Raw genomic sequence first — 12,756 nt, 5'->3', positions numbered from 1 at the left:
AATTGTTTAAAAGGAAAAACCGGAGAAGCTAAGCTATTGCTAACCAAAAAACGTTATGTACTTTGGTTTAAGTTAAATCTGGCTGCCGTTTAACATTGCGCTTACCGCCGTTCTGCTTCGGGCTACAGAACGCCAAACGCCTCCTGGAAAAAAAGAATATCGATTCTTATCCCTGGTTCAGGATCACAGGGGGGAGAGGTCAAAAAGGAGGGTTTATGCCTTTGATAGAAATTCAACCAAATCTGGAACCGGCTGAATTGGCCAGACTTTTGGGCAGCCGCCAAGGTCGTATTTCTTCACACTCGCTCACCAAAAAATTGAAGCACTGGAAGAAAAGAAGCCGGCAGATTATCAAACCCCGATTAGTTTACCAGAAACATAGGTTGAAAAAGGTGTCCACCGGGGTCGTTCATCTGGACGGACATTACCGGCTGAGGAGTCCCAAACTTTCCCGAACTCTCCGCCACAGCAAAGAAATTGTTTGTTTTCTGGCTACTATCGGCTCTGGCATTGAGAAGGAGATCAACCGACTGATGGGACAAAAACGCCTGGCCGAGGCCTACCTGTTGGACGCCATGGGTTCGGTCATGGTGGAGAACCTGGTGGAGCAGTTCCAATCCCACATGGGTGAGCATTATCAGGCACAGGATAAATTGGTAACCCTGAGATTCAGCCCGGGCTATTGCGACTGGCCGGTAACCGAACAGAAAAAGCTTTTTAAGCTGTTAGATTTCAAGAAAATCGGCGTAGAATTATCTGACTCCTGTCTGATGCAACCCCGCAAGTCGATTTCCGGGGTGTTTGGACTGTATCCCTGCCCCGACGGCAAAGATCGAAGCGCGTACAATCCTTGTCTGGAGTGCAACAAATTTGATTGTCCGAACCGCAGAATCTAACAGCCAGAGAGGAAGGTGACATTGAAAGTAAGAAGGGGATTATTAGGAGGTCAGTACAAGCCCTTAAGTGATAACGACATTGAACAGATTCACCAAACCATTTTAAAGGTTTTTGCCAAAATCGGCGTGCAGGTCAATTTTCCTGAGGCCCGGAAACTTTTTAAAAAAGCAGGGGCCGCGGTTGATGAATCAAGCCGGGTGGTAAAAATACCTCCTGACTTGGTGGAGGACCTAATTGCCCAGGCTCCATCGGTAGTCAAACTTTGTGGTCGAGACGCAAGCGGCGATTTAGACTGTGAAATCGGCGGCCATAGAGTTTATCTGGGAACCGGGGGCACTGCTCTGAATGTGCAGGACCCCGGAGACAACGGCTGCCGCCGGTCTCAATTAACCGACGTCATGCATATGGCCCGCTTGGTGGAGGCCCTGGACAATATCCATTTCTATATGCTCAATGTCTATCCCAATGATCTGCCGGTGGAAGAGGTAGACGTCAACCGTTTCGGAGCTGCTCTTAACCACACCCGCAAGCATGTCATGGGCGGGGTCTACACCGTTGCCGGGGTCAGAGATGTCATTAAAATGGCCGGAATCATCGCCGGTTCCCATACCAAACTCCAGGAGCGGCCTTTTATCTCCATGGTGACCTGTCCGATCAGCCCTTTTAAACTGGATGAAAGCTATGGTCAACTTACCATGGAGATCGCCCGCCAGGGCATTCCGGTGGTGGTGCCCACCGAACCGCTGTGTGGGGCCACCGCACCGATTACCCTGGCCGGTAATCTGGTGGTCCAGAGTGTCGATACCCTGGCCGGGGTTATGCTTACCCAACTGGTAAATCCCGGTACCCCAGTGCTTTATGGCTGCATCTCATCCATAACTGATCTGCGCGACATGAAGTATCTTTCCGGAGCTATTGAGATGGGGCTGATGAACGCCGCGGCGGCGCAAATGGCCCGATTTTACAAGCTACCGTTATATTCCACCGCCGGAATGTCGGACGCCAAGGTCAATGATGCCCAGGCGGGCTATGAATCGGCCCTGACCAGCCTGATGGTGGCTTTGGCCGGCGGCAATTTAATCCATGACGCGGCAGGATTCCTGGAATTTTGTATGACAGCCTCTTACGACAAGTTGGCGGTCGATAACGAAATCATCGGCATGGTGATGCGGGCTGTGGAAGGAATCCGGGTTGATGATGAAACCCTGGCCTTTGATTTGCTCAAGAAAGTGGGGCCAGGAGGTCATTTTGTCTCCACCCGTCATACCCGGCGTCATATGCGGAACGAGCAATATCACCCCAGGCTGAGCAATCGCGACAGCCGGGAACAGTGGCAAGCGGCCGGGGCGAAAACTACCCAGGCTCGGGCTACTGAAAAGGTCCGGGAGATTCTCGATCAGCCGGTGCAATCTGTTTTGCCACCCGAAATAAAGGAACAGATCAGGAAAGAGACACCCGGCCTGCGGGCGGAGATCATGGCTTAAAGTCTGGAGGAATATAATTAATATGATAATCATTGGCGAGAAGATTAATGCTACCCTGCCGGCCATTAAAGAGATTATCCAGCAGCGCGATACAGAAGCTCTGGTCGCCCTGGCTCAGAAACAAGCCGCGGCCGGAGCCGATTTTATTGATATCAACGTGGGTACTGGGGTTGGCTCTCAGGCCGACGAAGTGCAATCGATTAAATGGGCGGTAACCGCCATTCAGGAACAGGTGGACAGGCCGCTATGCCTGGACAGTGCTGACCCCATGGTCCTGGAAGCCGGTCTGCAGGCCTTAAACCATGCTCCGGGGATGATCAATTCCACCAAGGCCGAAAAGGCCAGTCTGGAAAAAATCGTGCCGCTGGCGGCTCAATATGGGGCGTTGCTGGTCGCCTTGACCATGGATGAATCGGGTATCCCCCGGACAGTGGAGGATCGATTGCAGGCTGCGGCGAAGATCGTGGCCGCCTGCGACCAGAACGGCGTGCCGCAGCAAAACATATTCTTTGACCCCCTGGTCATGCCAATCAGCACCGATATCAGCTATGGCTTGACCACCCTCAATACGGTGCGAGCGATCAAAGAAAAGTATCCGGCGGCCAAGACGGTGGTGGGGCTGTCCAATATCTCTTTTGGCCTGCCGGCCCGCAGTCGTATTAACGCTGCTTTTATGCATATGTGCCTCTATGCCGGAATGGATGCCGCCATTGTCGATCCTCTGGATCAGGCCTTGAGGGAAGCAGTTATCACCGGAGAGGTATTAGTGGGCCGGGATCGGCGCTGCCGCCGCTATCTGCGGGCCTTTCGGGACTAATCAGCTATTTTAATTGTCAAAACTCGTTGATAAGCGGGCCCACCATAATCATTTACCCAGGAGGTTTTAAGTGATCGACACATTCCGCGCCGGGGTTCTAGTCAAACCATATGAGCGTCTTAGTCTGGAGCAGGTGAAACGCCTGGATGAGGCTTCATTGCATATTCTCGCCGACCCGGGGGTCTGGTGCTATAACGAACGGGCCACCCAGCTTTTTAAGGGCCATGGGGCCAAGGTTTGGGAAGAACAAACCACCGGCCATCGGTGCTGGCGCATAAGTTTTCCGGCCGGCCTGATCAAGGAGGCCAGAGCCATGGCGCCGTCGGCGCTGGTATTGGGGGCCCGAAAGTCGGAGAACCGGCTAATGCTCGATGCCGAAGTGCCCCGGGTCTATTTCGGCTCTGGTTCGGAGTCCAATGTCTGGATCGAAACCGAAGTGGAAGAATTTGTCAGCCTCAAGGACAACCATACCAAGGTGCGGGTACCTCGCTATCAGGAACTCCGGGGCACCACCGAGCTGCTCGGTCGGGCGGCCAGTCTGTGCGATAAATTAGAGCATCTGGATTTTTTCATCCGGCCTTTAAATATTCAAGATCCGGGGATTACTACCACCAACCATGATGTCAACAAGTTTTTTGCCAGCCTCAATAATATTACCAAACACGTGCAGGCGGGACTGACTGACCTAGGAGCCTTGAAGAATGTAGTGCGGATGGCGGAAATCATCGCCGGGGGTCAACAGGAACTGCGGGAAAACCCTCTCATTTCCTTTATCGCCTGTGTGTTCAAAAGCCCGCTGCAGATCGTCGATGACACTGCCGAAAAAGTATTCGCCATCGTGGAGGCAGGCCTGCCCCTGGTAATCTCTTCTTCGCCGCAAGGTGGGTCCTCGGCTCCTATCCAGGAAGCGGGGATGGTAGCCCAGATCAATGCCGAAATTTTAGTCGGTATTACCCTGACCCAGTTGATCAAAGCCGGGGCCCCGGTGTTGTATGGCAGTGTGCCGGTCCGGGCCCGATTGGACGATCTGCACGATCTTTACGGTTGCCCAGAATTTAATCAGTATAATATCGACTGTGTGCAGTTGGCCCGTTATTACAAAATCCCCTGCTATTCCACTGCCGGGGTCGGCGATGCCAAGGTGCCGGGCATGCAGGCGCTGTTTGAGAAGCTCTTCACCCACCTGTATATGGCCATGACCGGAGCACAATACATTCATTATGCCTTTGGGCTGTTGGATCGGACCAACAGCTTCTGTCCTTTGCAAGCGGTGCTGGACAATGAACAGATCGGTAAGATCAAGCATTGTCTGGGAGAACCCAAAGTAAGGGCGGATGACGTGGAGGACGCCTTGCAGATGGTCAAAAAGGTCATGGCCTCCGGCCATCGGCTCTTTACCCGTCATACCCGCAAGGCCATGCACCGAGGCGAAATCTCCAGTCCGTATCAGTTTGAAGCCAAAGGCATGGAAGACAAGGTCATTGAAAACGCTCTCAATTATTTGACCCAACTGGAGGCCCAAGCCACTCCTCATCTTGATCAGCCCACCGTAGAAACTATTTTCGATGAGATCCCGGGTCTCCTACCGAACCTTAAGAAGTTCAAAGGAGATTAATCATGAATTTCCAAGCCCGACAACCGAAAGTTATGAATTATGAAGAGGAGAGTTCAGTGAGTAGTCAAGAACTGATAGAGAAAATCGCGTTCAATGTGATTCAGGGCCGGTTGGAAGCGGGAGACGAAGGCTTTGACCCCGGATTGGAAGGCCAACCGGCGGTTACCGAACTGATGCAAGAAGCCCTGGAACAGGGCGTTGATCCCAAAGACATCGTTTTAGGGGCTCTGACCCGCTCCATGGAGATCGTCGGCGAGAAGTTCGAGCGCAATGAATATCTGATTCCGGACATGCTGGCCTCGGCCGAATGCGTAGGGCTGGCCATGGAAATGCTGGCTCCGCACCTGATCAAGGCCGGCATCAAGAGTAAAGGCAAATTTATCATTGCTACAGTGGCTGGTGATTTGCACGACATCGGCAAAAATATCGTGGCCATTATGTTAAAGGGTGCGGCCTACGAAGTCATCGATCTAGGCACCGATGTCTCGGTGGAGCGAATTTTGGAGGCCGTAAGAGAACATCAGGCCCCGTATGTCGGACTCTCGGCCCTGTTGACCACTACCATGCGGGTCATGGGGGATGTCGTGCAGAGACTGGAAGATGAAGGTTTGCGCCAACAGGTCAAGGTCCTGATTGGCGGGGCACCCACCTCAGCGGAGTTTGCCCAACAGATCGGGGCTGACGCCTATTGCAAAGATGCCTTCCAGGCTCTTGATAAATTGAAAACCCTTGAAACTTAACTCAGGAGAAAATGACCATGGCTGAAAAGACAGCCTATAGTCAGGCTTTTCAGACCGGGAAATACGAGAAGGCCAGTGGACTGCTGGGAAAATACGATAATGTCCGGCGGTTCTGGGAAGACCAGGTTACGGGCAACTCCTTACGGCCGATGTTGCAACAAATGGTGAATCATAAACGAGAGCGCCTGGAAAGAATTAGAATTCTTGATCTGGGATGCGGCAGCGGTGATGGTTATGATCTGTTGATGGGGGTTACTACCAAGGATCCCGGCATCTTTGATTGGATTACCGCAGCCATTACCCCGGACATGCTGCAAGAGTACGTGGGGCTGGATATTAACCCAGACCTGATTAAACAGGCTGAGGAATACCTGGCCTATAACCCAAAGGCCCGGTTTATGATTGGCGATTTGTCGGACGGCTTACCTCCTGAGGTGTGGTCGGAGAAACCCTTTGATATTTATTTTTCCTCCTTCGGGACCTTTTCGCATTTTCATGATCATCAGAGTGTTAAAATCATCGCTGACATATGTCGGCATGCCCCGGCCGAGGCGATTTTTATGGGGGACTGGCTGGGGCGCTATTCCTATGAATGGCAGGATCTCTGGCATCACCCGGTGGACCAGGAATATTTTATGGACTACCGGATTTCCTATATTTATCCGGAGGAGCAACGCAGCCAGGTGGAGGTGGCCAGTTTCCCATTACGACTGATCACCCAGGATGAGGTCATGCGCATCATTGAGCAGGCCGCTAAGGAATCGGGGGTGGAAATCAGGCCGCTGAAGTTCTTTGACCGCTCGATTTTTATTGGCCGCCATATGGATACCGGTGATTATAACGCCAATTGTCCCCAGTTGCGGGGACCGGTAAACTCCCTTTTTGAGGGCTACATTCGTACTGACCTGGAGAGTCTGTTGGTCGACTATGTGCCGCGGGCCGGATTTGATTATCTCAACAACTTTTTCGAAATGTTTTTCATGTCTTGCAATACCCTGGTGAAATATACCATCAGCTTACTTACCAACTACGATAGCGCTACGCGGAAAATTAATGATATACCGCCAATCATGCCTTTCTATCCGGAACCTCTGAAGGAAGCCATGGCTACTATGCATAGTATCATCGAAGGAATCGGCTGGGTGCCTTGGGGCGATGTGCGGGCAAATGTCATCGAGCCGATGTTAGGCTATTCGCTGCGCAAGCTGGAAATGGAACTGCAGCCCGGAACCGGCGTCGGCCACGGCTTGGTAGGCATCTTTGAGATTCGCAAATAAAGTCGTCTGACGCAGTGGCGCAGGCTATTTTAGTTAACCATAAGCCAGGGGCTTAGAAACTTAACCTTCAATTTTGGGGGAGCAATTATTTTGAGTGGCTTTGTGGCGATTTATGGAAACCCGGATCGGGGGCAACTAAATACCATGTTTAACTGCATCAGGCATCGGGGGCCTTGGCGACAAGATATTTATACATCAGAGAAAATCATCATGGCCCAGAATTATCTGGAAGCCGATCTTCCCGGGGCTGCAAGTGATCTCAAGCTCTTTAGGCATAATTCTTCCAATACCGAGCCGCAAATTTGCTACGACGGTCAGATAGGCAACTGGCCGAAGCTGGCTTCGCTGTATGGGATCCCGGCCGGGCCGCTTCAGGAAGAGTCTTTAGTGCTCCATTTGTATAAACAGTATGGCCGCGACATGTGGCGCTACTTGAATGATGCTATTTTTGCCCTGGTGATCGCGGATGGCGACCGGCTGCTGGCAGCTCGCGACCTGCTGGGCATTAAAACTCTCTTCTATGGCTGGAAAGACGGCAACCTTTACCTGGGTTCGGAACTTAAGAGCCTGGTGGCGGTCACCGATGAGGTTTACGAATTCCCCCCGGGTTGCTATATGGACCAGAAGGGCCAGATCTTCCGGTTTGCCGAGTTGCCCCAGATTCCGCCGCCGGTCCTCCATGACGATCTGGATCAGATGATCGCCGACATCCGGGATATTATCCAGCGCAGTGTCATCAATCGGGTGGATTTTAGGGTAAGATCCGGCAGCCTGCTCAGCGGCGGGATTGACAGCAGTCTGGTCGCCTGTCTGGCGACCCAGACCTATCGGGACAAGTTTGGCCCCGAGGCCCGGTTGCCGACCTTTGCCCTGGGCGTGGGAGAAAGTCAGGACATCCAAAATGCCCGGCTGATGGCCCGCCATCTCAATTCCGATCACGCTGAGGTGATTGTCGATCTGGAGCAGATTCTGGCCGTATTGCCGGAAGTAATTTACTATCTGGAATCCTTCGATCCTTCCCTGGTCAGGAGTTCGGCTTCTAATTTCCTTATCTCCCGTTACGCCAAAGAACAAGGCATCCAGGTGCTGTTGTCGGGGGAGGGCGGCGATGAAGTTTTTTGTGGGTATATGTATCTTAAGAAATTTCCCTTGACCGAACTGTTTGCCCATCAGATGCAATGTATCGGCTTTTTACACAGCAATGCCTCTTTGCGCCTGGACCGCATGAATCTGGCTAATTCCATCCGGGTGGTAGCCCCCTTGATTTCCGGAGAACTGCTGGCCTACTCCCTGGCCATTCCCCCGGAATACAAGCAAAAGCCGGAAGGAGATGACAAGATCGAAAAATGGATTTTTCGGAAAGCCTTTGAAGATCTGCTCCCTACCGAAGTGGTCTGGCGTATTAAACAGGAGTTTTCGCAAGGGTCGGGATCTGCTGACGTCTTGCCCCAATATTTTGAACAGGTGATCAGCGATGCCGAGCTGGCCCAAACCCAATCCCAGTTTCCGATGGTCCGAAGCAAGGAAGAGCTTTATTACTTCCGGATTTTTACCGAGCATTTCGGCCACGGACGGGCGGTGGATACCGTGGGCCAGTGGGTCTGTTTATAACTAGTGTCCATCCGGAACCCCCTATCTTTTATAATTCTATCATTTCCAGACTATTTTGGGGCTTCGCGGCCCCATTTAATTTTTCAAGTAATAATGATAAATTGAACCAGTGAACAGCATTGGTGGTAAGTCAGGCAATGATAACCTACGAGGCGGTCACCAAAGTCTTTGGGGTCGGCAAAGATGCAGTTATTGCCGTGGATAATGTCAGCTTTACCATTGACCAGGGAGAGGTAGTCGTCTTTTTGGGACCCTCCGGATGCGGCAAAACCACGCTCTTGCGTCTGACTAATCGGCTGGATTCTTTGACTCGGGGTAACATATATATTAATTCCCAAAACATCATGGACTTAGATCCGGTGAAACTCAGACAGAGCATCGGTTATGTCATCCAGGAAATCGGACTGTTCCCCAATAAGACCATTTTTGACAATATCGCCGTGGTCCCCAAACTATTGGGGTGGAGCAAAGACAGAATACGACAGCGGGTTGATGAACTTTTGCGCCTTACCCGCCTGGAGCCCGAGCAGTATCGCCACCGCTATCCAGCCGAGCTATCCGGCGGTCAACAGCAACGGGTCGGAGTGGCCCGGGCCTTGGCCGCAGATCCGGAAATTCTGCTGATGGATGAGCCGTTTGGGGCTATTGATCCTATTAACCGGGAACGGATTCAGAATGATTTTTTAAATCTCCAGGCCGGGATGAAAAAGACCATTGCCTTTGTTTCCCACGATATTCACGAAGCCATCAAGATGGGGGATAAAATTGCCCTATTTAACCGCGGCCGACTGGTGCAATACGATACTCCCGAAACCATTCTGACCCGGCCAAAAAATAAATTTGTGGCTGATTTTGTCGGCGCGGACCGCACCTTGAAAGTCCTGGGCCTGATCCACGTCCGCGACATCATGAACCGCTCGCCGAAAAACATTGTCAAGGCTGCCGATTCGGCACCCGAAATCCTGAAATTTTTGGAAGAAAAAAACCAGGCCTACGCCATTGTCCTAGCTGACGGCAAGCCCATCGGGTATGTCACCCCCCAGGACCTTAAATACGAAAAGGGCTCGGTCCAGGAGGTGGTGCGACCCTATCCCTTATTGATAGAGGAGGCTACTTCAGTGCGCGAGGTTCTCTCTTACATGCTGATGCATGATCTATCAACCTTCTGCGTGGTAAATGGTCAGGGCGATTTTGTCGGCTCGGTTACTTATGACTGCATTCAAAAAGCGGTTAAGGAAACTTATCCTCAGGGCAGCGAAGATCAATAAAGGGCAAATATTTGACTAGTTTATATTTTATCATTAATAATTATAAGCAGGTTATCTATCTCACCTGGGAACATCTCTGGATCGTCGGGTTGGCCCTGGTCATTGCCACTTTTATCGGGTTGCCGCTGGGGATGCTGATTACTCGGAATCGGGAACTGGCCCGGAAGGTGATCGATGTCGCAAATGTTTTGATGACCATCCCCTCGATCGCCCTGTTTGGTCTCCTACTGCCGGTTTTTTCCCTGGTAGGCCACGGATTGGGCAAAGTACCGGCAGTAACGGCCCTGGTGTTGTACAGCCAGCTTCCTATCATCCGCAATACTTATACCGCGATTCAGAACGTGCCGCCGGCGGTGGTGGATGCGGGCCGGGGTATGGGGATGAGCCGCTGGGAGTTGCTTAAAGAAGTGCAGATCCCCATGTCTCTACCCGTGATCCTGGCCGGGCTGCGGACCGCCGCGGTCATGAACATCGGCATCGCCGCCATCGCCGCCTATATCGGGGCCGGTGGCCTGGGGGTTTTGATCCAGCAAGGCATTGACCGGGTCTACCGGGAGATGATTCTGGGTGGTGCCATCCTGGTTTCGCTGCTGGCCCTGGTAGTGGACGGCGGCATGGCCCTGCTGGAGTCCTTGGTTACCCCCCGGGGGGTTAAAATTCAGCGACAACGAGGCCGATGAGACATTTGTTACCGAAAGTATATCGATTGCTGCTGATCCTGGTGATTTTTGGGGCAGGAGTGGGGGTGCAAAGAATCGGCCTGATCGATTACCTCTTAGACCCCTATGAATATCCCTTGATTATAAAACTCTTCTGGCAACACCTTTACCTGGTGGGCTGCAGTATGGGGTTGGCGACCGTGGCCGGCCTCAGTGTGGGCATTCTCTTAACCCGAAGGCAGTTTAAAAAATATGCCGGGGTGGGGATGTATATCGTCAGTCTCGGCCAGACCATCCCTTCTCTGGCGGTAATTGCTCTGGCTATGAGCTTTTTGGGGATCGGGGCCACATCGGCGATTTTTGCCCTGACCATTTATTCCATCTTGCCGATCGCCCGAAATACCCTGGCGGGAATTATGGCGGTTCCGCCTCCCTTAATTGACGCGGCCCAGGGTATGGGGATGCCGCCCTGGCGTCTGCTACTGGAAGTGGAACTGCCCATGGCTATGAAAGTCATAATCACCGGATTTCGGGTCGCTCTGATCATCAATATCGGCACCGCGGCTTTGGCCTTCCTGATCGGCGCCGGGGGGTTGGGCGACTTGATTTTTTCAGGCATCAGCCTAATGGAACCTGATAAGTTGCTGGCCGGGGCCATTCCCTTAACCCTGTTGGCGCTGCTCGGGGATTATCTTTGTGAACTTGTAGGACTGCTGTTGATTCCCCCTGGCCTGCGGCTGGAAGAGGGCTGAAAAGGATAACCTATATGAGATATTTTATAAAAACAATTGTTTGCCTATATGTCGGCCTGTTATTTATGGCTTTTCCTAGTAAGGGTGGCGCGGCCGCCAAAAAACTGGTAATCGGAGGGAAAAACTTTACTGAACAATATATCCTGCCGGAAATCGCCAAAATCCTGTTACAAAAACATGGTTTTGAAGTGACCTTGAAAACCGGGGTGGGATCTACCCTGTTACGCAGAGCCCTGAGGAGCGGCCAGGTTGACCTCTATTTCGAATATACCGGCACAGCCTACACCGTTTACCTTAAACAGAAAGACCGGGAGATCATGGCGGACCCGGAGAAGGTCTTCAACTATGTGAAGCGAGCCGACGCAAAATGGGGTCTGGTGTGGCTGCCCCGTCTTCAGTGCAATACTACATATACTTTGATGATGCAGCAGGCCCGGGCCCAAAGTCTGGGAGTTACCTCTATCAGCGATCTGGCCATTTACGTCAAAAAACACCCCAATGTCCTGATTTTTGGAATGAATGCCGAATTCTGGGGGCGCCCCGACGGGTTTAAAAAGTTGATGCAAGCCTATGGCTTTCGGGTGCCCCACGGCAAGATCCGGAAGATGGCTACCGGCTTATGTTACCAGGCCTTAAAAGAGGGCCAGATCGATCTGGCCATGGGTTTTTCCACGGACGGCCGCATTGCCGCCTTTGGCTTCGTCAATCTGGAAGATGATCAGGGATTTTTCCCAGCCTATAACCCGGCTCCAGTGGTCCGCCGCCGGGTGCTAAACAAATATCCGGAAATTCCGGAGATTCTCACGCCCATGCTCGAACTGACCACCGAGGCCATGCAGCAATTGAATAAGGCCGTGGACGTGGATAAGCACTCCGTTCACCAGGTGGCGGTCGCCTGGCTCCAGAAAAAAGGACTTCTCTAAGGGCGGGCCGATCCTGGCGGTGATATTTTTTTAAGATAAGTATAAAAGAATTATGATATATTAGATTCAGCGCCGTTAATTATTCACAACCGGTAGCAAAAATTTTCGATTAGCAGGAGACTAAAAGAAGTTTCAAGATCGGGAGCCCACCTTTCTTAATGATCATGGACTTGCCTTTTACTGCCTCATTACCCCACTGTCCCCACTCCGAGGTCCGGATCATGGGTTTAGATCTGGGCCGAAAACGGATCGGCGTGGCACTAAGCGACGCCCTGGGAATCACCGCCCAAGGCCTGATGGTGCTGGAACGCCAGGACAATGCTACTGATCTGGCCCGGATCATCGCACTGGCCCGGCAGCATCACATAACCGGGATTGTTATCGGCCTGCCCCGCCACATGAATGGCCGTCTCGGAGCCAGCGCCGCCGAAGTCTTTGATTGGGTGGCGCAGCTACAACAAGCGCTAGCGATTCCCGTCCATACCTGGGATGAACGTCTAACCACGGTCCAGGCGGAGCGTATTCTGCTGGATGCCAACCTTAGCCGCCGGCGTCGCCGGCAGGTCATTGATAAAATGGCCGCCGTATTGATTTTGCAGGCCTTTCTTGATCAGCGCCGCCCTTCTCCCTGATGGCAAACCTCCTTCCGAGTTTAACAATTCTTAAATCAGATATAGTTAGCTATTCGATGAGCTTAACTTATTTATAAATAA

At 52.1% G+C, this 12,756-nt stretch carries 12 protein-coding genes; all 12 read left to right on the top strand.

The window, feature by feature from the left end; all coding sequences use genetic code 11:
* Positions 1 to 215 precede the first annotated feature (215 nt).
* The 12 genes from JRG72_01505 to ruvX all read left to right on the top strand — a co-directional run bounded on the left by JRG72_01505 (position 216) and on the right by ruvX (position 12,675).
* Positions 216 to 896 carry a hypothetical protein gene (locus JRG72_01505; GenBank protein MBW2133897.1) on the top strand — a complete coding sequence of 227 codons (681 nt, stop codon included), beginning with the start codon at positions 216 to 218 and terminating at the stop codon, positions 894 to 896.
* A gap of 21 nt (positions 897 to 917) precedes the next feature.
* Entirely contained in the window at positions 918 to 2,381 is a 1,464-nt protein-coding gene (locus tag JRG72_01500) for a trimethylamine methyltransferase family protein (protein MBW2133896.1), read from the top strand.
* Positions 2,382 to 2,403: 22 nt separating this feature from the next.
* Positions 2,404 to 3,198, top strand: a complete 795-nt coding sequence (locus JRG72_01495) for a dihydropteroate synthase (protein ID MBW2133895.1) — start codon at positions 2,404 to 2,406, stop codon at positions 3,196 to 3,198.
* A 70-nt stretch (positions 3,199 to 3,268) separates the two neighbouring features.
* Positions 3,269 to 4,813, top strand: coding sequence for a trimethylamine methyltransferase family protein (locus JRG72_01490; protein MBW2133894.1), 1,545 nt, complete (start codon positions 3,269 to 3,271; stop codon positions 4,811 to 4,813).
* A gap of 56 nt (positions 4,814 to 4,869) precedes the next feature.
* Positions 4,870 to 5,553, top strand: coding sequence for a corrinoid protein (locus tag JRG72_01485; protein ID MBW2133893.1), 684 nt, complete (start codon positions 4,870 to 4,872; stop codon positions 5,551 to 5,553).
* A 17-nt stretch (positions 5,554 to 5,570) separates the two neighbouring features.
* Positions 5,571 to 6,830, top strand: a complete 1,260-nt coding sequence (locus tag JRG72_01480) for a class I SAM-dependent methyltransferase (protein ID MBW2133892.1) — start codon at positions 5,571 to 5,573, stop codon at positions 6,828 to 6,830.
* Positions 6,831 to 6,932: 102 nt separating this feature from the next.
* Positions 6,933 to 8,441, top strand: a complete 1,509-nt coding sequence (locus JRG72_01475) for a hypothetical protein (protein MBW2133891.1) — start codon at positions 6,933 to 6,935, stop codon at positions 8,439 to 8,441.
* Positions 8,442 to 8,578: 137 nt separating this feature from the next.
* Complete coding sequence (locus JRG72_01470; GenBank protein ID MBW2133890.1) at positions 8,579 to 9,709, top strand: ABC transporter ATP-binding protein; 1,131 nt, start codon at positions 8,579 to 8,581, stop codon at positions 9,707 to 9,709.
* 11 nt (positions 9,710 to 9,720) lie between these two features.
* Entirely contained in the window at positions 9,721 to 10,389 is a 669-nt protein-coding gene (locus tag JRG72_01465; GenBank protein ID MBW2133889.1) for an ABC transporter permease, read from the top strand.
* A complete protein-coding gene (locus tag JRG72_01460; GenBank protein MBW2133888.1) occupies positions 10,386 to 11,120 on the top strand; it encodes an ABC transporter permease in 735 nt (244 codons plus the stop codon). Before JRG72_01465 ends, JRG72_01460 begins: the two co-directional genes overlap by 4 nt.
* Before the next feature lie 65 nt (positions 11,121 to 11,185).
* Entirely contained in the window at positions 11,186 to 12,043 is an 858-nt protein-coding gene (locus tag JRG72_01455; GenBank protein ID MBW2133887.1) for a glycine/betaine ABC transporter substrate-binding protein, read from the top strand.
* Between the two features lie 164 nt (positions 12,044 to 12,207).
* Positions 12,208 to 12,675, top strand: a complete 468-nt coding sequence (gene ruvX, locus JRG72_01450; GenBank protein MBW2133886.1) for a Holliday junction resolvase RuvX — start codon at positions 12,208 to 12,210, stop codon at positions 12,673 to 12,675.
* The last annotated feature ends 81 nt before the right edge of the window (positions 12,676 to 12,756 follow it).

This window comes from Deltaproteobacteria bacterium (genome assembly GCA_019309545.1).
GTDB lineage: Bacteria > Desulfobacterota > Desulfobaccia > Desulfobaccales > Desulfobaccaceae > Desulfobacca_B.
This window is presented reverse-complemented; position numbering and strand designations above follow the sequence as displayed.

Coding starts and splice junctions, on each gene's coding strand:
- ruvX (MBW2133886.1), top strand. CDS start 12,208: ATGGACTTGCCTTTTACTGCCTCATTACCCCACTGTCCCCACTCCGAG.
- JRG72_01455 (MBW2133887.1), top strand. CDS start 11,186: ATGGCTTTTCCTAGTAAGGGTGGCGCGGCCGCCAAAAAACTGGTAATC.
- JRG72_01495 (MBW2133895.1), top strand. CDS start 2,404: ATGATAATCATTGGCGAGAAGATTAATGCTACCCTGCCGGCCATTAAA.
- JRG72_01460 (MBW2133888.1), top strand. CDS start 10,386: ATGAGACATTTGTTACCGAAAGTATATCGATTGCTGCTGATCCTGGTG.
- JRG72_01505 (MBW2133897.1), top strand. CDS start 216: ATGCCTTTGATAGAAATTCAACCAAATCTGGAACCGGCTGAATTGGCC.
- JRG72_01470 (MBW2133890.1), top strand. CDS start 8,579: ATGATAACCTACGAGGCGGTCACCAAAGTCTTTGGGGTCGGCAAAGAT.
- JRG72_01480 (MBW2133892.1), top strand. CDS start 5,571: ATGGCTGAAAAGACAGCCTATAGTCAGGCTTTTCAGACCGGGAAATAC.